The sequence below is a fragment of the Cronobacter sp. 153480017-3 genome (assembly GCF_053627815.1).
The window spans coordinates 20,319-41,586 of sequence record NZ_JBSEYN010000009.1 but is presented as its reverse complement, the minus strand read 5'-3'; the positions used below and the strand labels follow the sequence as shown (position 1 = coordinate 41,586).

Genomic DNA, 21,268 nt, shown 5'->3' with positions numbered 1-21,268 from the left:
CCCACGCTTATAACCCGCCAAGATGCAGCGTTTTCACTTCCATAAACTCATCGAGGCCCAGCACAGAGCCTTCGCGCCCAAGCCCTGACTCCTTCACGCCGCCGAACGGCGCCACCTCGGTCGAAACGGCACATTCGTTAACGCCAATCATGCCGCTTTCCAGCTGCTGTGAGACGCGGAACACGCGCTGAAGGTTCTGGGTGTAGAAGTAAGCGGCGAGCCCATAAGGCGTGTTGTTGGCCCGCGCGATAACTTCCTCTTCGGTTTTAAAGCTAAAGCAAGCCGCCAGCGGGCCGAACGTCTCTTCCTGCGCCAGTTTCATATCGTCGTTCGCATCAATCAGCACCGTCGGCTGCCAGAAATTACCGCCGAGCGCATGCGGTTTGCCGCCGGTCAGCACTTTCGCGCCCTTCGCGACCGCGTCTTCCACATGCTCACGCACTTTATCGACCGCCGATTGCTCGATAAGCGGCCCGACGATCACGCCGTCTTCCATGCCGTTGCCCACTTTCAGCGCTTTTACCGCTTCCGCCAGTTGATTGACGAAACGGTCATAAACGCCTTCCTGGATGTAAAAACGGTTAACGCTGACGCACACCTGGCCTGCGTTACGGAATTTATTGGCGACCGCGCCTTTGACCGCCGCGTCGATGTCGGCATCGTCAAACACGATATACGGCGCATTGCCGCCAAGCTCCATCGACACTTTCTTCATCGTTTCAGCGGCGTTGCGCATCAGCGTTTTGCCAACGGCGGTCGAGCCGGTGAAGGAAATTTTGCGGACGTCCGGGCTTGCCATAATGGCGTCGCTGATTTCCGATGTACTGCCCGCCACCGCGTTCAGCACGCCGTCCGGCACGCCTGCCTGTTGCGCCAGCGCCACCAGCGCGAAGGCGCTGAGCGGCGTATTGTTAGCGGGTTTAATCACGCCGGTGCAGCCCGCGGCGAGCGCCGGACCAAGCTTGCGGGTCAGCATCGCCATCGGGAAGTTCCAGGGCGTGATCGCCGCCACAATGCCGACCGGCTCGCGGGTCGCCAGAATACGCGAGCCGGGCTTCACGGGCGGAATAATTTCCCCGTTGGCGCGTTTGGCCTGTTCGGCGAACCACTGAATAAAGCTCGCGGCGTATTCCACTTCGCCTTCGGCTTCTTTCAGCGGCTTGCCCTGTTCACTCGTCATCAGCTCGCCAAGCGCGCGCTTGTTTTCAATGATGAGCTGATACCAGCGATAGAGAATTTCAGAACGTTCTTTCGCGGTTTTGGCGCGCCAGGCAGGGAACGCGCGGCTGGCGGCGGCGATAGCGGCCTCGGTCTCTTTTTTTCCCGCTTTCGCAACCTGCGCGATGACGTCGCCCGTCGCCGGGTTCAGCACATCGAAGGTCTCCTGCGCGCTGTGCCATTTCCCGTCGACAAAATAGCCGGTTTTGAAAAACGCATATTCTGCAAATGCTTGTGCGGTCATTGTCCCCTCCTGCACGTGAAATTCCGTGGATGGAGGTAAGTATAGACAGAAAAAAACCGACGCTTTGGGCGTCGGTTTTGGCATTACGTGTTGGTAAAAGCCTGCTGATATTTATGAAGCATATCGGTCAGCCGCTTCACAGAATCAATCACCGACTGCGGCGCCGCCCAGACATGCAGCTTCTCCTGGTAGACCGCCAGCTCATCCAGCAACTGGCGGAACGTCGCGCGTCGTTTTTCATCGCTGGAGGCGGAAATGACCCGGTCCGCCGTGCGTCTCAACTGACGGTGAAACGCCGAGAGATCGTCATTGACCGGCACCGGCGCTTCGCGCAGACGCTGGTGCGCGATGATGAGATTCAGCGCCAGGCGAAACTTCGCCACGTCATCCGGGAATTTGCTTAGCAGCAGAAAGAGCTGCTGATACAGCGCAGGCAGATGGTTTTCTTTGCGCCGCGCTTTGTTGGTGGTGAGCGACGAGACTGCCGCCGAGACAAACTGGTTCAGCAACATGCGGCCGGTCTGCGCCTGCGAATTATCGCGGATCACCAGAATCACCATCATTGCCAGCACACAGCCCACCAGTTGCCCGAGCGCGCTGTCGAGGAACTGGCTGAAATGGAACGTCATCGGGTTATCCAGCACCAGAATATTGATAGTGCCCGCCAGCGCGCCCATCGAACCAAGCCGCCGCTTTTGCACTTCGATGCCGATAAAAAAGCCGAGCAGCGCCAGGCTGATACACAGCAGCAACATGCTCTGCTGAGTCGAAGGGAGCACGACCAGAAAATAGAACGCCCCGAGCGGCAGCGCGACGAGCATCCCGTAGAGAAAATCGAGCGATACCATGCGCGGGTTCGGCAGGCGCATCGCCAGCGCTGTCACGACCGCAATCATGATCATCGCGCCGCTGCCGGAGGTCCAGCCGGTCCACAGCCAGAAAAGCGTGCCCAGCAGGCACGACACCGTCGTGCGCCAGAAGTTGATCATGGCGTGGTGGCGCTCCGCCGACGGCGCTTTAACCACCACTTCGTCGGTCAATACATCCTCTTCCACCGCGCTGATTTTCGCGTTGGTGATCACGCCGCGCTTGAGCAGCAGATAACGTGTGGCCGCGCCCACCCAGGTGTAAATCGTCACCGGCGTGTCGTGCTCGCCGGTCCAGGAGAGCACGCGGCGGATGAATTTCAGGCGGCGATGGACGTCTGCGGCGGTCTCCACTGGCTCGACAAACAGCTCGCGGTATTCCGGCGCTATCGACTCCGGGCGCGTGTTCTGGATGAGATACGTCTCGCAGGCCTGAGTGATTAGCGTTAGCGAGAGCGTATTGAGCGCCTTAAGGCGGCGGTTCGCACGTACCCAGCGCGAGGACTCCATATTCAGGTTCACCCGCATGCCATCGAGCGCGGCGGTGCGGCGCACCAGCGCGCCCCAGGCTTTGTCCACCGCTTCGCTGTCGCCGTGGGCCATGCAGAGCTGCATCAGGCGAAACTGCTCCACCAGCAGCGCGTCCAGTTCACGGTCGATCTCTTTTTTAATGGAGCGTGGTGAGAACAGTAGATCGGCGATAATCGCGCAGAAGATCCCGAGCACGATTTCACTGCAGCGCTCCAGCGCGAACTGCGGCGCGAGCAGCGGTTCGGTCTGGATCGTGATGACGATAATCAGCGCCGTATAACCCGCAAGCCCCCAGGCGTACGAGTTTTCGACTTTCACCAGCGACGAGACCCAGGTGCAAAAACCGGCCCAGATGCAGCAAAGCGTCAGCATCACGACCGGCGCGCGAATGGTGCCAATGATCATCACCAGCGCGGCGATACAGCCGATAAACGTACCGATGATGCGGAGCATCCCGCGATAGCGGATAGCGCCGGACCACGGCTCGCCGCCTGCGGCAAACGCCGGACCCGCGGCTACAATCGCCGCGGTCAACACGGCCCAGCGCGGCGTCTCAAGCTGAAAGTGAAACCCGACGAACAGCGCCAGCACAATGGCGGTCGCAAGCTTTATCGCAAAGCGCAGATGCCGGGGATCGATTGATAAAAAGCCCATCATCATTAGCCGAATTCGCGCAGACGGTGCATCAGCTTGTTAAAAGCCGATTCCTGGCTGCGGTCGCGATCCCGCTCTCCCGTCACCACGACGGTCGCCGTCGTGCCAGCCGGGTAGAGGTTGCCGGGCTGTTTATCGAGGCGAATGCGTACCGGTACGCGCTGCGCCAGACGCACCCATTCAAGGTTGGAATCGACGGTCGCCATGCCTTTGGCATCACGGGTGCTACTCGCGTTTGTCACGCCTGCCGAGACGCTGTCGACGGTGCCGTGCAGCACGTTATTGCTGCCAAGCGGCGTAATCTCTACGCGAAAGCCAGGACGCACGCCTTCAAGCTTGGTCTCTTCCATATAAGCCTGAACGTAGAAGCTATTCTGCTTAACCAGCGCCACCGCCGTAGAGCCGCGCGTAATAAATTCGCCGGTGTAAACGTTAAGGTTGGTGACCCAGCCATCCGCAGGTGCGCGGATCACGGTGCGTTGCAGGTCAAGCTTCGCCAGATCGCGCGTCGCTTCGGCTTTCGCCAGCTGATGCAGCACGGTTTGCAGCACGTTGTTTGCCTGGTCTATCTCTTCACGCGACATCGCCTGAATGCCGAGCTGGTTACGACGGCCCGCCTCGCGGCGTTTTTCATTGGCCAGCGCCTGGTAATACGCGACATCGGCTTCGGCTTCTTCCAGCGCCTTCTGGTAGCGCGGCTGGTCTATAGTGAAAAGCACCTGATCTTTTTTCACCAGCTGGTTGTCATGCACGTCCACCGATGTGATAAGCCCGGCGACGTCGGGCGCGATGGCGACCACATCGGCGCTGAAGCGCGCATCACGCGTCCAGGGCGATTCGGTATAAAAACTCCAGGCGCGAAAAATGGCGATGAAGGCGAGCACGACCAGCACCACGGTGATGGCTGTGCGGGTGATTTTTGTTGTTAGTAGTTTCACATCAACCTCAGACAAACAAGCGCGACAGCAGATAAAACAGACAGCAGTAGAGCGCCGTATTAAATAACGCCGGATGCCAGACGAAATCGTAAATCCCGGTCGGGATCAGCGCGCGGCGCACCAGCCAGAAAATCGCCAGCGACAGCAGAAGCTCAAAAAAGATCGGCGGAAAGGAAAGACCGAATATCACAATGACCGGAAAAAGACTCATGTTGACCTTGATTTGCGTGCAGGCGATTGATTTTTAAACTATATTCCGCAACGAGTGACCAGGAATGGCCGGGCGAGAGTGCGGTGTAGTTATGTTGGAAATAATATATTAGCGTAACTGATAGTAAGTTATCTATGATATGTGATCTAAATCACTTTTAAGCCAGAGTGAATAATGGAACGACTAAAAAGAATGTCGGTGTTCGCCAAAGTGGTGGAGCTGGGCTCGTTTACCAGCGCCGCCAGGCAGCTTGAGATGAGCGTCTCCTCTATCAGTCAGACGGTATCGAAACTGGAAGATGAGTTGCAGGTCAAGCTGTTAAACCGCAGCACCCGCAGCATTGGCTTAACCGAGGCAGGCCGGATCTACTACCAGGGCTGCCGTCGTATGCTGCATGAAGTACAGGAAGTGCATGAACAGTTATACGCTTTTAATAATAGTCCTATCGGCACGCTGCGGATCGGCTGTTCTTCAACCATGGCGCAAAATGTGCTGGCGTCTCTGACCGCCGAAATGCTGCGCGACTATCCGGGGCTGTCGGTCAACCTGGTGACCGGTATTCCGGCGCCCGATCTCATCGCCGACGGGCTGGATGTGGTGATCCGCGTCGGTGCGCTACAGGATTCCAGCCTGTTTTCGAAGCGCCTCGGCTCGATGCCGATGGTTGTCTGCGCGGCCAAAAGCTATCTCGCCCAGGCGGGCACGCCGGAAAAGCCCGCCGACCTCGCCAATCATTCATGGCTTGAATATAGCGTACGCCCGGACAATGAATTCGAGCTTATCGCGCCGGAAGGCATTTCCACCCGTCTGCTGCCGCAGGGGCGTTTTGTCACTAACGATCCGATGACCCTCTCCCGCTGGCTGAAGGCGGGCGCAGGCATTGCGTATGTGCCGTTGATGTGGGTGATCGATGAGATCAACAGCGGGGAGCTGGAGATCCTGTTTCCGCGCTACCAGTCCGACCCGCGTCCGGTCTACGCGCTCTATACCGAAAAGGACAAACTGCCGCTTAAGGTGCAGGTGTGCATCAACGCGCTTAATGACTATTTCGTGAAAGTGGCGCAGGTCTATCAGGAAATGCGGGGAAGAAACGTGAAGGGAAAAGAGAGCCGCGCCTGAGTGTCTCGCCCCTCGCAAACGGAGGGGCTATACCACATGCTTACGCCGTGCCGCCGACCGTGAGGTTATCGACCTTCAGCGTCGGCTGACCGACGCCCACCGGCAGGCTCTGGCCTTCTTTACCACAGACGCCGACGCCGTTATCAAGCTTCACGTCGTTACCGACCATCGAAATCTGCTGCATCGCCTCGATGCCGGAGCCGATAAGCGTCGCGCCTTTCACCGGCTTCGTCACTTTACCGTTTTCGATGAGATACGCTTCCGATGTCGAGAAGACGAACTTACCGGAGGTGATATCCACCTGGCCGCCGCCGAAGTTCGGCGCGAAGATCCCGTAATCCACGGATTCGATAATCTCCTGTGGCGTGGATTTCCCGGCCAGCATGTAAGTATTAGTCATGCGCGGCATCGGCAGGTGCGCGTAAGATTCGCGACGGCCGTTACCGGTCGGCGCGACGCCCATCAGGCGCGCGTTGAGCTTATCCTGCATATAACCTTTCAGGATGCCGTTCTCGATCAGCACGTTGTACTGGCCCGGCACGCCTTCGTCATCAATCGCGAGAGAACCACGGCGATTGGCAAGCGTGCCATCATCCACCACCGTACAGAGCTCAGACGCCACAAGCTCGCCCATCTGACCGCTGAAGACCGACGTGCCGCGGCGGTTGAAGTCGCCTTCCAGACCGTGACCGACCGCTTCATGGAGCAGCACGCCCGGCCAGCCCGCGCCCAGCACGACCGGCAGCGTGCCGGCAGGTGCCGCCACTGCGCTGAGGTTCACCAGCGCCATGCGCACCGCTTCTCTCGCCCAGGCTTCAGCACGTATTTCGCCGTCGGTATTCTCCATAAACCACTGGTAGCCGAAACGGCCGCCGCCGCCGCTGGAGCCGCGCTCGCGCTTGCCGTCTTCTTCCACCTGTACGCTCACGGAAAGGCGCACCAGCGGGCGCACGTCAGCCGCCAGCGTCCCGTCCGTCGCTGCCACCAGAATCAGTTCATAGACGCCGGTCAGGCTCGCGCTCACTTCCTGGACGCGCTTGTCGGCGGCGCGCGCGGCGTTATCGACGCGGCGTAAAATATCGAGCTTCTCTTCACGGCTCATGCTTTGCAGCGGATCGAGCGTGGTATAGAGCGGCGAATAATCTACAGCGCTCAGGGTCTTAATGCGCCCTTCGCCTTGCTCGCGCACGATGCTGCGCGCGGCCTGCGCGCTCTGCTCCAGCGCCAGCAGGCTAATCTGATCGGCATACGCGAAGCCGGTTTTCTCGCCGCTGATGGCGCGCACGCCGACGCCCTGGTCAATATTGTAGGAGCCGTCTTTAATGATGCGGTCTTCTAAAACCCAGGATTCGTGATAACTGGACTGAAAATAAAGATCGCCGTAATCCAGGCGGCGCTCATAAAGCTGGCCCAGGATGGAGAAGAGATCCTGATGGCTCAGGCCATTGGCAGACAGTAGCTGCTCACTTACCAGGTTCAGACTCATTATTTGCTACTCTCTTGGTCCTGCCCGCACGGGCAATGAAAAAGGTTATCAGGCGAGCTTGCGGTAATTCCGCCGCGGCGTCAAATCATTGCGCCGCTTGCGCACGCGGCTGGCGCATCACTTCATTGATTTGCGGCTTATCGATTGGCCCGGTGATGTGATAGCGCAGTACGGAGATTTTATTCCACAGCGGGCCAAGCACTTTGCTAGCGGCAAACACCGCCGCGCCGACAATCGGGTTGACGGCGAACGCCGCCGCCACGCCGACCGTTGCGGAAATCTCCGGCGCCACAACCGCTTCCATATCCAGCGTCCGGGCGGGCAGGTTAACGGAGCCTTTCATGGCGATATCCGCTTCCAGGCCATCCACCAGCGTATCTTCAGTGTGCATGATACCGTCTTTGATCCAGACCGTGCTGCGAATCGAATCGTAATAAAAACCTTCGCCGAAGGTATCGCTGAAGTCAAAGCGCAGCTTGCGCAGCAGCGCATCGAAGCTCAGCAGGCGCAGCAGTTGCCCCGCGTGGCCGGTGCCCAGATCGGCGATTTGCCCTTTACCGAGACGGGTATGCAGCACGCCGCTTAATGACGCTTCATCCGGTTTCCACGGCGCCTCGCGCCAGTGGAGATCGTAATCGACATTAAACGACGATCCCTGAAGCGGCGTTTTCACGCCGAAGAAATTGGTCGCCGCATCAAGCTGTTTGCCTTTCAGCACGCCTTTTACCGAGGTGCGCATGGCATCCTGACGGTTAACCCATTCGCCTTCCATCGTCAGGCGCGCGAAGCCGGTATCCAGCAGACCGTTCGCGAGCGACAGCGTATCGCCGTTAATGGTGAAATCGCCGTCGATGCGGCCATATTTCTGTCCCCACAGCCAGCACTCGGCGCAGCGCAGCGCCAGATTTGGCCATTGGCTGAAGTCCACGGCCTGCGTTTTTTGCCCGGAGGGCGTGGTCAACACCGTGGTCGCTTCATCCGCGTGGCTCGGGTTGTAATAGAGATAGTCGATATTCGCAAGCCACGGCGCGCCGTCGCGCATCAGCAGGCGACCGTTAATTTCACGGCCCTGAGCAGAAACTTCCGTACCGCCTGTCTGCGGCTTCGTCATGATGCTGAGGTTATTCCAGCGCTGTCCGCCGAAGGTCAGCGCCGGGGTGCGCAGCGTTATCGCTTCCGGGAACAGCGTCGTGCTGCTGACCTTCTCGGCCGCGCCCTGGTTAAAGAGCGCCAGCCACTGCGCACCATCCATCGCAGGCAGATTCAGCTCAACGCCGCGGTTTTCCGGCAGCGGCGGCGTGGTGCGGCTGTCAGAGGCCCAGATAGCCCTGTCCAGCGTCAGCTTGCGGCCCAGCAGCCAGCGGCTGTTGAAATGGTTTTCTGCCCCGGCGTTGCCGGTCACATCAAAGCTTTTGAGATCGCCTTTCGCGCGCACTTTAAACGGCAGCGCTTTACCTGCGGGTTTCTCGACCGGCTCAGGTAAGTGACTGCTTACATTCTTCAGATCGCCGCTAATGTCGACCTGATAATTCACACCCGCATGATAAGGCAGCGAAATCGCCACTTTGCCGTTCCAGGGAATGCTGCCGCTAAGCGCGTCGTTCATCGGCTTCGGCAGAAGGCCGGTGCGGGTGGGCTGCCAGTCGCCGTTCATGTTCACTTCCACCTGATAAGCTTTCGGCTCTTCACGGGTCGAGAAGTCGATATTCAGCGGCTGGTTAAACCAGGTAGCTGTTAACGGTTCGCTCTGCAGATTGCCGTTCACGAAGCTGAATTTGCCGTTCAGGTTATGCAGCGTGCTGTTCAGCGGCTTCACAAACAGCGCGTTATTGCGCAGCCAGACGTCGCCCTTCGCGGTCGTCATAGCGCCATCCAGCGGAATGTCGAGATGTAAGCGAGCATTCACATCGCCGTCGAGCTGGAGCTCGTCCAGCGTCGTGCCCAGAGAATCTGCAAGCGGCGTCTCTTTAAAGTAAGGCCCGACTGCTTTACCCGGTCCGGCGATATCGGCATCGATAAACAGTTTTTCCTGCGAGTAGTCCGGGATAACGGCCGTCAGGTTTTTACCCGTGACGCCGCCAAGCATGACCTGCGGCGCCGCCATCCACAGCCCGTCATTGCGAAAATCGAGATTAATAGCGAAATCTTTCAGCGCGGGCCAGTCCGGCTGGAACGCGTAGGTGGCGTTGTGCAGCGGCACATAGACTTCAAACTGACCGTCGTTTTGTTTATATGGGAAGTGCTGCGGGTTACCGACATAGACCAGCGTGGCGTTCTCCACCTGTCCGCCCTGAATCGCGCCGCTCAGGTAATCGACGAGATCTTTACCCATCAGGTTTTCCGGGAAGTAGCGCCAGGCCTGTGCGGCATCGGAGGTCTTAATGCCTGCCAGTATCTCCAGCCAGGGCTGGCCGTTTTTCGGCTGCTGATAGCGGAAATCGCCGCGCGCCCACAGGGAATGCGCCTGCACATCAAGATGTTTACCCGCAAGCGTGAAGCCTTGCGCATCGTTGCGCCAGTCCAGCGTCGCCTCACCGCGCGCAATCTCCAGCGGCGCGCGGAACACCGTCTGGTACGGCATCCGGGCGTCAGTCATATTGACCGTCGCCTGGCCATGCTCCAGCGTGCCGGAAACTGAGCCGGAGAAATGCTCCGCGCCAGGCAGAAGTTTCCACTGCTGCCAGGAGAGATCGCTCCAGCGGGCCAGAAAACGCGTTTTGTCGGTCGCCTGAAGTGGGATATCGAGCGCCAGCGCATCAATTTTCCCTTTCGGGCGCGTGCTGCCCCATACGTCGCCAAGCGAGGGCGCAAGCCTTGTTGCAAGCGGTAAAAACCCTTCAAGCCCGCTCAGTTCAAGATGGCTGGCGCGTACGCGCAGTTCGTCGCTGCGCCGGACTTTGTCGCCGTCGACCGGTTGATCGGCAAGCCAGGCCAGATTCAGCGAACCTGCGGGCCAGGGCTTATCGTCCACGGTCACGCGCGTCTGCGGGATGGCGACCTGCCAGGCGTCATCGGCACGGCTGATGTGCGCGGTCAGATTATCCACCGAAAGACGATGATTGCGATCCTCGCCACGCCACGTTGTGCCGCCCTGCTTAAGCCAGATATCGCCGCCCTCCACCTCGCCGTCGCGCAGCGTCATCCACGCTTCGAGGCTGAACTGCGCGCTGGTCAGATCGATGTTGTCCTTCATCCACTGGCCAAGCCAGGGCTTAACGTCCACATCATCCGCCTGCATCCAGACCGTACCGCGATTCAGCAGGCCGTTGTCATCGCGCAGATCCATGCGCACCTGCATCACGCCATGCTGACCGGTGAGACTGGAGAGGCTGACCTGGCCTTCGGCGCGGTGGCGGTTTTTCCCGTTAAGCCAGGTTAGCTGGGGAACGGCGAGTTCGGCGCGCTGGCCGGAAATCGTAATGAAGCTGAGCGTGCTGTCGCGCAGATCGAAGTGATCGAACTGACGGAAGAAGAGATCGCTGAGTTTGTTGCCTTCCAGCGGGTTGCCGCCTTCGCGCTGTTTGATTGGCGTGTTGGTACGCACCTGGAGCTGGTAAAAGGTGAGATCGCGAAACTGCCAGCGCAGATGCAGCAGGCTTTGCCAGACATCCAGCGCGACCGTGACGCGCCTGACGGACACGCTGCCGCCGTCGCTGAGCTGCGCGCGGATATCACGCACGTCGAGCGTCGGGCCGAAAGTTTGCCAGGCGGCATCAACATGGCTCGCCTGTACGGGAACGCCGGTCGCGCTGGAGATTTTCTCCAGCAGCGCGGGCCGCCAGGTGTTGAGATGTGGCAGCGCGAGGCGCAGTCCACTCACCATCAGTGCGACGATAACAATCAGCGTTGCGCCTGTGAGTAGCAAAATGCCCGGCAGTCGCCTCACCCTTCTCTCCTTGTCAGCCGCCGCGGCGGTACCTTCACTCACACAGTCGACCGCTGTGCGCTACATCATGACCACGTCGAACTGCTCCTGGTTATAGAGCGGTTCGATTTGCACCTTAACCTGTTTACCGACAAAAATCTCCACTTCGGCCAGCGCATGGGATTCATCGCTTTTCAGCGCTTCCGCCACCGCAGGCGACGCGTAAACCAGGAAGCGGTCAGAGTCGTAAGCGTGATGCACGCGCACGATTTCGCGCATGATTTCGTAGCAGACGGTTTCTACCGTTTTCACGGTGCCGCGACCATGACAGGTTGGACAGTCATTACACAGCACATGTTCAATACTTTCGCGGGTACGTTTGCGGGTCATTTCCACCAGGCCGAGCTGCGAGAAGCCGTTGATGCTGGTTTTCACACGGTCCTTGCTCAGCGCCTGCTCAAGCGAGTGCAGCACGCGGCGGCGGTGATCTTCATTACTCATATCGATGAAATCGATGATGATAATGCCGCCGAGATTGCGCAGACGCAGCTGGCGGGCAATCGCCTGCGTCGCTTCGATATTGGTGTTGAAAATGGTGTCGTCGAGATTGCGATGGCCGACAAAAGCGCCGGTGTTGATATCAATCGTCGTCATCGCTTCGGTCTGATCGATGATCAGATAGCCGCCGGATTTCAGCTCCACTTTACGCTCCAGCGCGCGCTGGATTTCATTCTCAACGTCATAGAGATCGAAAATCGGCTGACGGCCGCTATAGTGTTCAAGCTTGCTGGTCATCTCCGGCATATACTCCGCCGTAAATTCCAGCAGCATTTCATAGGTCAGACGGGAATCGACGCGGATGCGGTCAAGCTGGGCGACCGCGAAATCGCGCAGTACACGCTGGGCCAGCGCCAGTTCACCGTAAAGCTGATAGCGCGTCTGGTGGCGCTTTTTACGCTCCATCACTTTGGTCCAGACGCGTTTCAGATAGGCGGCATCAGACGCCAAATCTTCTTCGCACACACCTTCGGCGGCGGTACGAATAATAAAGCCGCCCTGCTCATCGCAATAATCCGCCACGATGCGTTTCAGACGCTCGCGCTCGGTTTCACTTTCAATACGCTGAGAGACGCCGACGTGCGACGCGCCCGGCATAAAGACCAGATAGCGCGACGGCAGCGTGATGTCGGTGGTGAGACGCGCGCCTTTGGTGCCGAGCGGATCTTTCACCACCTGCACCATGAGATCCTGCCCCTGGCGCACCAGCTCTGAGATATCGCGAACGGTGAAGTTTTTCTGCTCGTCGCCCGCCACGCATTCGGTGTGCGGCATGATGTCGGAGGCGTGAAGAAACGCGGCTTTATCGAGGCCAATATCTACAAATGCCGCCTGCATTCCCGGAAGAACGCGACTGACCCGACCTTTGTAGATATTGCCTACTATCCCGCGGCGCGCTTCACGCTCAATGTGAATTTCCTGCAAAATACCGCCATCAATGTACGCCACCCGGGTTTCCGACGGGGTAACGTTAACCAACAATTCAGCCGTCATCTTGTTTATCCCTCACGCAGTGAGTTGAATTCGCTCAGCAATTCCCAGGTTTCTACCAGCGGAAGCCCTACCACCGCGTGGTAGCTTCCTTCTATACGTCTGACAAAACAGCCGCCCAGCCCCTGAATCCCGTAGGCGCCCGCTTTGTCCATCGGCTCGCCGCTTTCGACATACGCCGCGATGTCCTGCGCCGTCAGCGTCCGGAACGTCACGCGGGTAATGACCAGACGCTCACACACGCGCTGTTTATCAGCAAGCGCGACGGCGGTCATCACTTCATGCGTTTGCCCGGAGAGCCTGCGCAGCATTTCTGCCGCATGGGCGGCGTCGCGCGGTTTTTCCAGCACGTCGCCATCCAGCACGACGATCGTATCGGCGCCAAGCACAGGGAGATCGCGCGCGGCCAGCGCGACGCCAGCGCGGGCTTTGTCGCGGGCCAGACGGGTGACATAATCCTGCGGCGCTTCCTGCGCGCCGCGCTGTTCCTCAACTCCCGGCACCAGACGTTCAAACGTAACGCCCAGCATTCCCAGCAGCTCCTGACGACGCGGTGAGCCCGAGGCGAGATAAAGATCTGTCATATCTGTCCTTTATTGTACAGCAAACTGTTGGCGTACTTTGCGCATCAGCAGGAATATCCACGGCCAGAGCACGCCATTCACAACGCTGCTCCAGAAGACTTCAGGGCGGAAAGCCACATCGATAACCAGGAATTCCGCCCAGAAGACGATAATATCCGCCGCCAGCGACAACAGCATCACGACCAGCGCCTGTTGCCAGAGCGCCAGGTTGCGGAAAAGCTGAAATTTCAGCGCGACCAGATAGGCGATGATACTTAGTGAAAGGGCGCGAACCCCCAGCGTAGAGCCGCTGATAAGATCCAGTATGGCACCCATCACAAAACCCGTGCCAACATTTACGCGATGCGGCAGCGCGAGGATCCAGTAGAGCAGAATCAGCAGCACCCAGTTAGGCCGGAAAACGATAATCGCATCCGGCCAGGGCATAATCTGCAACAGCAGCGCGATTAAAAAGGAGAGCCAGATAACCCAGCGCCCCTGACTACGGTAGCTCGCCACTACTGTCCTCCCTGTGCGGGAGACGCGCCGCCAGACGGCGTTGCGGTGGGTGATCCCGCGTTTGGCGCAGCAGGCGCAGGCGGCCCCATCGCATCTGGCGATGGCAGTACCTGCGGCATCATCTGCATCAGGCGTTCGTTCGCCACGCGATGCACTTCCTCCGGCGTCATCGGATTTTTACCTTCGCGATCGGCTCCCCACAGCAGCAGCAGATAGCGCAGACGTTGCAGACCGGCGGTCGGACGCGCCTGAATGACGGTATACGCGCGCTGGGTGTCGAGCTTCACGGATGAGACCACGCCAACCGGATACCCTTCCGGGAAACGGCCGCCGAGACCGGACGTCACCAGCACATCGCCGACGCGAATATCGGTATTGGCAGGCAGATGCTCCAGCTGTAAATCGTCGGTGCAGCCGCTACCGGCCGCGATCACGCGGATGTCATTACGCAGCACCTGAACAGGCAGCGCGTGGGTGGCGTCGCAGATAAGCAGCACACGGCTGGTAAGTTTCGCCACGGCGACCACCTGACCCACCACGCCTTTATCGCTGATGACCGGCTGGCCTTCATAAACGCCATTGACGCTGCCTTTATCGATCACGACCTGATCGCTGTAAGGATCGTTGACGGTCGAGATCACCTGCGTCACCATTTTCTGTTCATCCTGACGCAGCGGCGAGCCGAGCAGTTCGCGCAGGCGCGCGTTTTCCTGCTTGTACTGGCCAAGCATCAGAATTTCGCTGTTCTTCAGCAGCAACTCCTGACGCAGCGCCCGGTTTTCCAGCTCAAGCTGATCGCGGGACGCCAGCGTTTGCGAGACGCTGTCGAGTAATTCACGTGGACCGTTGGAGATAAAGTAGAAAGGACTGACGGCGGTATCCATGTACGTCCGAATCTGACTGAACGTACCGAGGCGGCTGTCGGCGATGATGACACCAAGCGCCACCAGCACCGCCAGAATAAGGCGAATCTGTAGCGACGGGCCACGGCTAAAAATTGGCTTCATAGGCTATGCGTATTCCCAAACCAACAAGAAGGGCAACCTGAGTTGCCCTTTCCTGCGGCTGTTACTCTTCGCTGAACAGGTCGCCGCCATGCATGTCGATCATTTCCAGCGCCTTGCCGCCGCCTCGGGCCACGCAAGTGAGCGGATCTTCCGCCACCACGACCGGAATGCCGGTCTCTTCCATCAGCAAACGGTCAAGGTTACGCAGCAGCGCGCCGCCGCCGGTCAGTACCATGCCGCGCTCGGAGATGTCGGAAGCCAGTTCTGGCGGGCACTGTTCCAGCGCGACCATAACGGCGCTGACGATACCAGTCAGCGGTTCCTGCAGCGCTTCGAGAATTTCGTTAGAGTTCAGAGTGAAACCGCGCGGAACGCCTTCTGCCAGGTTACGGCCGCGAACTTCGATTTCGCGGACTTCGTCGCCCGGGTAGGCGGAGCCGATTTCATGTTTGATACGCTCAGCGGTGGCTTCACCGATAAGCGAGCCGTAGTTACGGCGCACATAATTAATGATGGCTTCGTCAAAGCGGTCGCCGCCGATACGCACGGAGGAGGAGTACACCACGCCGTTCAGGGAGATAACCGCCACTTCGGTCGTACCACCACCGATATCCACCACCATAGAACCGGTCGCTTCAGACACCGGCAGACCCGCGCCAATCGCGGCCGCCATCGGCTCTTCAATCAGGAACACTTCACGCGCGCCTGCGCCCTGTGCGGATTCGCGGATAGCACGGCGTTCAACCTGAGTCGCGCCGACCGGCACACACACCAGCACGCGCGGGCTCGGGCGCATAAAGCTGTTGCTGTGCACTTGCTTAATGAAGTGCTGAAGCATTTTTTCCGTGACAAAGAAATCGGCGATCACGCCATCTTTCATCGGGCGGATAGCGGCGATATTGCCCGGCGTACGGCCAAGCATCTGCTTCGCTTCATGACCAACGGCCGCGACGCTCTTCGGCGAGCCGGCACGATCCTGGCGAATGGCGACCACGGAAGGCTCATTCAGTACGATGCCTTGCCCTTTTACATAGATAAGGGTATTCGCGGTACCCAGGTCAATGGACAGGTCATTGGAAAACATGCCACGAAATTTTTTAAACATACTAAGGGATAATCCTGAAAGCTGGGGCGGAAAACAAAATCCGCTTACTTTACCAACCACACGAAGCAGCGACAAGGCGCAAAAAATGTTCTGCATCGGTGAAAAATAGTGCGGCTTTTCTTCTGTTAAACCGTCGTCGCCCCGGCCTTTCCGGCTGACGATTTCGTGAGCGTTGCTGGCCCGACGACGTCTTATACGTGAAGAATGAAAGCCTGCGTTAATATGCTGCGACACTCTGGCCGGCAGGCGTACGCCCCCTTAAGATGCAGCGCGCGTTATTCTACGTGAAAACAAGTTAAACGGCAGGTCAAACCGAGTATCTTTGCGAATATTTTTTCACATTAGTATCGAGAGGTTGCGAGGCGGCAAAAAAATCGCCCTGACCTCCCGTCACGCCACGCTCGACCAGCGTCTGCCATTCACTTTTGGTTCTGACGCCGGCGGCAAAAACCCGCGTCTGCGTTCCGTTGCACGCCTCCACCAGACTCTGTACAAAAAGCTGGTTTTCGGTGCGCTTGTTGATATCCCGCACCAGCCCCGGATGCAGCTTGATGATTTCCACATCCAGCGCTTTTATCCAGGCCGTGCCGACCACCGTTAATCCCGCCTGGACCACCGCGATGCGAAGCCCAAGCGCCCTGATTAAACGCACAACCGGTTGTAAACGGCTGAGATGTTGACAAACATCTGCCTCGGCAAGTTCAAAAAGAATGCGTTTTCGATGCGATTTTTCGCACTGCATCAATGTGTCGCGCAGCCAGCGCTGGAACGGCGGACGGATCAGCGACTCGACCGTGACCGGCAGCGCCAGCGTTTCGTCCGGCCAGAAGCGCAGGAAAGGCAGAACGCGGGTAATCAGCTGGCGATCATACTGTTCTGCCAGACCAAACTGCTGCACCATCGGCATATACTCTGCCGCCAGCACTTCTTCTTCGCCGTCAAAAATACGGCACATTAATTCGCGATGATGCACATAGCCATCGCGCAGCACCGCAGGCTTTTGATAAAAACGCGGGCCGCCGCGCTGCAGTGCGTTTTCAATTAAAGTGCGCCAGCGCACGTTGCCGCGCCCTTTTTCCGGCAGCGTACTGTCATAGACCGCCCAGCCGTTGCCGCCCTGCAATACCGCGTTGCGGGCCGCCACTTCGGCGTGTTCCATCACCTGTTCGGTCGTCTGTCCGCTGCGCCAGGCGCAGATGCCGATATGCAGCATATCGCTGCTGTCCAGCATCCGGGTCGGCGGCAGCGCCCCCACCGCTTTCAGTAACTGACTGGCGATGCTGTCGGCTTCTTTGAGCGTGCGGTGCGGCAACAATACGGCAAAATCGCTGCGGAAATACCGCGCCAGCAGCGCGCCGGGGTAGCGCATAATAAAAGTAGAAAGCATGTTGATAAGCGTGAAGAGATACTCTTCAACGGCGGTTTTTCCCCAGCTATCACGCAGCATGTCGAAATCTGGCAGGCGGATCATCATCACCACGCCGTGCGTCACGGCGTTATCCTGCTCTTCCAGCAGGGTCGCCAGTTGATTATCAAAGAAGATGCGGTTGCTCAGCCCGGTTTTGGCATCCTGGGCTGCGAAGGCACGGATCAGCGTATCCATGCGGCTACGCTGTTCTCCGGCACGCTGTAATTCGGTCAGCAAGACATCCAGCGCGCTGCTGGCGTGGGTGGGCCATTCATGAATATTGCCGCGCGCATTCGCGCCACGTTCGCCATTGAGGATACGCACCGCGCGGCCTTCCAGCAGTTCCTGGCCTGCAAGCTGGCGTTTGATCCAGCGTACGGAGATATAAATGATGATGACCATCAGGGCAAAAGCCAGCGTCAGCGGCGCGGTGGTCAGCAGGGAGCGATAATAGTTAGCCAGCGGATCCTGCCAGGTTAAACGCAGCGTCATGCCGGGGTGTTTAATCAAAGGAACAGAAAGCTGGCGGGCACGGGTCTGAAAGGGCGATTCCCGATAGCTTTCGGGTCTCGTATGGCTGAACACAATTTTATCGCCCAGCGCGAACTCGATTCGCACGATATCCAGCGGCACCATAATTTCATCAAGCCGGGACTGCATCATCTGCGGAGACTGGGAAACCAGTTCGTTATCCACAATGGAAGCCACCGACGCGACGCGCTGCGTCACTTTATGCTGAATGGCGTTAAAAAAGCTGAGTGAGCAGCCAAGCAGCGTCACCAACATCGCCATACCGACCAGCAGCGTGACAAAGGCGGAGAATTTCGTCGTTAAGCGCATCCTTGTGTTAACTCCGTGGTTGGGTGTCACGCGGGGAACCGCCTTTCGGTTCTTCACGCTAATGGACAGGTTGAAAGTGAGTGCTAACTTTGAATATCGAACCGCGCATACTACCAGAAATGGTGGCGCGGCTATGCAGTTTTCTTGCGGCAAATCGGCATAACGTTTCAATATGCGAGTATAGTCCTCAGGAATGATTTTCCCACTTAAGTCGTTTTTAAGGAGCGTTAACATGAAGGCGTTACTTCTCGAACAGCAGGATGGCAAAACGCTGGCCTGCGTGAAACCAGTAGAAGAAGCGATGCTGCCGCAGGCAGAAGTGACGGTCGATATCGACTGGTCAAGCCTTAACTATAAAGACGCCCTGGCGATTACCGGCAAAGGCAAAATCATTCGTGAATTTCCGATGGTGCCGGGTATCGATTTCGCAGGCGTCGTGCGCGACAGCGCGGACGCGCGCTTTACGCCCGGACAGCAGGTGCTGCTGACTGGCTGGGGCGTGGGCGAAAACCACTGGGGCGGCCTTGCCGAAACGGCGCGAGTAAAAGCCGACTGGCTGGTGCCGCTGCCGCAGGGGCTGGATGGCCGTCAGGCTATGATTATCGGCACGGCGGGCTTTACCGCGATGCTGTGCGTGATGGCGCTGGAAGACGCGGGTGTGCGACCGGAAAGCGGCGAGGTGCTTGTCACCGGCGCAAGCGGCGGCGTAGGCAGTACGGCGGTGGCGCTGTTGCATAACCTCGGGTATCAGGTTGTGGCGGTTTCCGGGCGTGAAAGCACACATGATTACCTGAAAAGCCTCGGCGCCAGCCGAATTGTGGGCCGTGACGAATTCACAGAAAGCCGCCCGCTGGAGAAACAGCTGTGGGCAGGCGCGGTAGACACCGTCGGCGATAAAGTTCTGGCGAAAGTGCTGGCGCAGACGAATTACGGCGGCTGTGTGGCAGCCTGTGGTCTGGCGGGCGGTTTTGCGCTGCCCACCACGGTGATGCCTTTTATCCTGCGCAACGTGCGCCTCCAGGGCGTGGATTCCGTGATGACGCCTGCGCCGCGCCGCCTTGAAGCATGGCAGCGCCTGGTGCGCGATCTACCGGCCTCGTTTTATCAGCAGAGCGCGACCGAAATCACGCTCGATCAGGCGGCTGAATTCGCTGAAGCCATTATCAGCAACCGCGCGCAGGGCCGGACGCTGGTAAAAATTCGCTAAGCTAAAATTTATTTACAGATAATTAACCTCTTCACTCGCAGGCTGACTTGAGCCCTGTCATGATTAAGCGGTAGCGTTACGTATCGTTTTTGCGGAGCCGGTCATGAAAAAAGTCAGCCGTTTAACCGAAGCCGATGTCACCGCCGAGTCGGCTTTCTTTATGCAGCGCCGTCAGGTGCTGAAAGCCCTGGGTATCACTACCGCAGCGCTCTCGCTGCCCACCGCCGCACACGCGGATGTGCTCTCCTGGTTTAAAGGAAACGACCGGCCTAAAGCGCCCGCCGGTGCACCGCTTGATTTCACGCGCCCTGCGCAATACCAGGCGAAGCTTGACCTGACACCGGAAGATAAAGTCACCGGCTATAACAACTTCTACGAATTTGGGCTGGATAAAGCCGACCCGGCCGCGAACGCCGGCAGTCTGAAAACCAACCCGTGGAAGCTGCAAATCGGCGGAGAAGTGGCGAAACCGCTGACGCTGGATCACGACGATCTCACTAAAAAGTTTCCGCTGGAAGAGCGCATCTACCGGATGCGCTGCGTCGAAGCCTGGTCGATGGTGGTGCCGTGGATAGGTTTCCCGCTGCATAAACTGCTCGCGCTGGTGGAGCCCACCAGCAATGCGAAATATGTCGCGTTTAAAACGCTCTACGCGCCCGACATTATGCCGGGCCAGAAAGACCGCTTCATCGGCGGCGGGCTGGAGTATCCGTACGTCGAGGCGCTGCGCCTTGATGAGGCGATGCACCCGCTCACGATGCTGACGACCGGCGTCTACGGTAAAGCCCTGCCGCCGCAAAACGGCGCGCCGGTACGTCTCACCGTGCCGTGGAAATATGGCTTTAAAGGCATTAAATCGATCGTCAGCATTACGTTGACCCGCGAGCGTCCGCCAACGACGTGGAATATGGCCGCGCCGGATGAATATGGTTTTTACGCCAACGTGAATCCGCATGTCGATCATCCGCGCTGGTCGCAAGCCAGCGAGCGCGTGATAGGCTCAGGCGGCGTGCTGGATGTGAAGCGCCAGCCGACGCTACTTTTTAACGGCTACGCCGATGAGGTGGCGTCGCTCTATAAAGGCCTCGATCTGCGGGAGAACTTCTGAGTGCGTTTAACGGCAAAACAGATTACCTGGCTGAAAGTGGCGCTGCATCTCGCCGCATTTTTACCGCTAGTGTGGCTTTTTTATGCCGCAAGCCAGGGCTTGTTCAGCGCCGATCCGGCGAAAGATATTCAGCATTTTACCGGCAGAATGGCGCTAAAACTGTTGCTCGCCACGCTTCTGGTGACGCCGCTTACGCGCCTTCTTAAGCAGCCGCTGCTTATCCGCACCCGGCGTCTGCTGGGCTTATGGTGTTTTGCGTGGGCGACGCTGCACCTGGTGAGCTATTCGCTGCTGGAGCTGGGGCTTAGCAATCTGTCGCTGCTTGGCAGCGAACTGGTTTCGCGCCCTTACCTGACGCTCGGTGTTGTCAGCTGGCTTATTCTGCTGGCGCTGGCGCTCACTTCTTTCCAGGCGGCGCAGCGAAAACTGGGTCGCCGGTGGCAAACATTGCATAACTTCATCTATCTGGTTGCGATCCTCGCCCCGATTCACTACCTGTGGTCGGTGAAGATTCTGTCGCCGCAACCTGTCCTTTACGCACTGGGTGCGATCGTTCTGCTGGCATGGCGCTATAAAAAGCTGCGCCAATGGTGGCGAACGTGACGCGTTTATGTGCGTTTTCCCGCACTTCTGTTATTACCCGATAACGTTTTCCTGAGGGTGGTTGATAATCTTCCCTGATAAGACCAGTATTTAGCTGCCAAATGCTACGAAATCGTTATAATGTGCGACTTTGGTTTTTCACCCACGGCTTTTTACACACCGACGGGTGACAACCAGACGATGAAGGTATATTTTGACATTTACCGGAAGATGGCAGGAGATAGCGCC

The 21,268-nt window shown here is 58.3% G+C and carries 16 protein-coding genes; 4 read left to right on the top strand and 12 right to left on the bottom strand.

Translation table 11 applies throughout. The features are described 5' to 3' along the window. Nucleotides 1–7: 7 nt before the first annotated feature. From ACUW6V_RS17705 to aaeX, 4 genes are all read right to left on the bottom strand, one after another. Nucleotides 8–1,462, bottom strand: coding sequence for an NAD-dependent succinate-semialdehyde dehydrogenase (locus ACUW6V_RS17705; RefSeq protein WP_454038726.1), 1,455 nt, complete (start codon nucleotides 1,460–1,462; stop codon nucleotides 8–10). Nucleotides 1,463–1,545: 83 nt separating this feature from the next. Further along, complete coding sequence (aaeB, locus tag ACUW6V_RS17700; protein ID WP_004385126.1) at nucleotides 1,546–3,513, bottom strand: p-hydroxybenzoic acid efflux pump subunit AaeB; 1,968 nt, start codon at nucleotides 3,511–3,513, stop codon at nucleotides 1,546–1,548. 5 nt (nucleotides 3,514–3,518) lie between these two features. Then, on the bottom strand, nucleotides 3,519–4,451 hold the full coding sequence (aaeA, locus tag ACUW6V_RS17695; protein ID WP_004385127.1) for a p-hydroxybenzoic acid efflux pump subunit AaeA: 933 nt from the start codon (nucleotides 4,449–4,451) through the stop codon (nucleotides 3,519–3,521). A 7-nt stretch (nucleotides 4,452–4,458) separates the two neighbouring features. Continuing rightward, entirely contained in the window at nucleotides 4,459–4,662 is a 204-nt protein-coding gene (gene aaeX, locus ACUW6V_RS17690; protein WP_004385128.1) for a p-hydroxybenzoic acid efflux pump operon protein AaeX, read from the bottom strand. A gap of 174 nt (nucleotides 4,663–4,836) precedes the next feature. Between aaeX and aaeR the strand changes: the two genes are divergently transcribed. Then, nucleotides 4,837–5,781: an HTH-type transcriptional activator AaeR gene (gene aaeR / locus ACUW6V_RS17685; RefSeq protein ID WP_004385129.1), complete on the top strand. Its 945-nt coding sequence runs from the start codon at nucleotides 4,837–4,839 to the stop codon at nucleotides 5,779–5,781. 40 nt (nucleotides 5,782–5,821) lie between these two features. Here aaeR and tldD read toward each other — a convergent pair whose 3' ends face one another. The 8 genes from tldD to csrD all read right to left on the bottom strand — a co-directional run bounded on the left by tldD (nucleotide 5,822) and on the right by csrD (nucleotide 18,122). Continuing rightward, a complete protein-coding gene (gene tldD / locus ACUW6V_RS17680) occupies nucleotides 5,822–7,267 on the bottom strand; it encodes a metalloprotease TldD (protein ID WP_007888214.1) in 1,446 nt (481 codons plus the stop codon). A gap of 85 nt (nucleotides 7,268–7,352) precedes the next feature. Further along, nucleotides 7,353–11,153: an AsmA2 domain-containing protein YhdP gene (yhdP, locus tag ACUW6V_RS17675; RefSeq protein WP_454038725.1), complete on the bottom strand. Its 3,801-nt coding sequence runs from the start codon at nucleotides 11,151–11,153 to the stop codon at nucleotides 7,353–7,355. A gap of 60 nt (nucleotides 11,154–11,213) precedes the next feature. Next, a complete protein-coding gene (gene rng, locus ACUW6V_RS17670) occupies nucleotides 11,214–12,683 on the bottom strand; it encodes a ribonuclease G (RefSeq protein WP_004385132.1) in 1,470 nt (489 codons plus the stop codon). A 5-nt stretch (nucleotides 12,684–12,688) separates the two neighbouring features. Continuing rightward, nucleotides 12,689–13,264, bottom strand: coding sequence for a Maf family protein (locus ACUW6V_RS17665; protein ID WP_054624595.1), 576 nt, complete (start codon nucleotides 13,262–13,264; stop codon nucleotides 12,689–12,691). Nucleotides 13,265–13,273: 9 nt separating this feature from the next. Further along, nucleotides 13,274–13,762, bottom strand: a complete 489-nt coding sequence (gene mreD, locus ACUW6V_RS17660; protein WP_004385134.1) for a rod shape-determining protein MreD — start codon at nucleotides 13,760–13,762, stop codon at nucleotides 13,274–13,276. Beyond that, nucleotides 13,762–14,769, bottom strand: a complete 1,008-nt coding sequence (gene mreC, locus ACUW6V_RS17655; RefSeq protein WP_004385135.1) for a rod shape-determining protein MreC — start codon at nucleotides 14,767–14,769, stop codon at nucleotides 13,762–13,764. The genes mreD and mreC overlap by 1 nt, the downstream gene beginning before the upstream one ends. Nucleotides 14,770–14,830: 61 nt before the next feature. After that, nucleotides 14,831–15,874 carry a rod shape-determining protein MreB gene (mreB, locus tag ACUW6V_RS17650; RefSeq protein WP_004385136.1) on the bottom strand — a complete coding sequence of 348 codons (1,044 nt, stop codon included), beginning with the start codon at nucleotides 15,872–15,874 and terminating at the stop codon, nucleotides 14,831–14,833. 307 nt (nucleotides 15,875–16,181) lie between these two features. Beyond that, nucleotides 16,182–18,122, bottom strand: a complete 1,941-nt coding sequence (gene csrD, locus ACUW6V_RS17645; RefSeq protein WP_014729775.1) for an RNase E specificity factor CsrD — start codon at nucleotides 18,120–18,122, stop codon at nucleotides 16,182–16,184. Nucleotides 18,123–18,354: 232 nt separating this feature from the next. Between csrD and acuI the strand changes: the two genes are divergently transcribed. The 3 genes from acuI to msrQ all read left to right on the top strand — a co-directional run bounded on the left by acuI (nucleotide 18,355) and on the right by msrQ (nucleotide 21,040). Then, nucleotides 18,355–19,329, top strand: coding sequence for an acrylyl-CoA reductase (NADPH) (gene acuI, locus ACUW6V_RS17640; RefSeq protein ID WP_007872745.1), 975 nt, complete (start codon nucleotides 18,355–18,357; stop codon nucleotides 19,327–19,329). A 103-nt stretch (nucleotides 19,330–19,432) separates the two neighbouring features. Then, the gene (msrP, locus tag ACUW6V_RS17635) at nucleotides 19,433–20,437 is read left to right on the top strand and encodes a protein-methionine-sulfoxide reductase catalytic subunit MsrP (RefSeq protein ID WP_454038724.1); all 1,005 of its coding nucleotides are present in this window, start codon (nucleotides 19,433–19,435) and stop codon (nucleotides 20,435–20,437) included. Continuing rightward, nucleotides 20,438–21,040 (top strand): protein-methionine-sulfoxide reductase heme-binding subunit MsrQ, encoded by a 603-nt coding sequence (msrQ, locus tag ACUW6V_RS17630; protein ID WP_004387839.1) that lies wholly within the window; start codon nucleotides 20,438–20,440, stop codon nucleotides 21,038–21,040. Nucleotides 21,041–21,268: the final 228 nt, after the last annotated feature.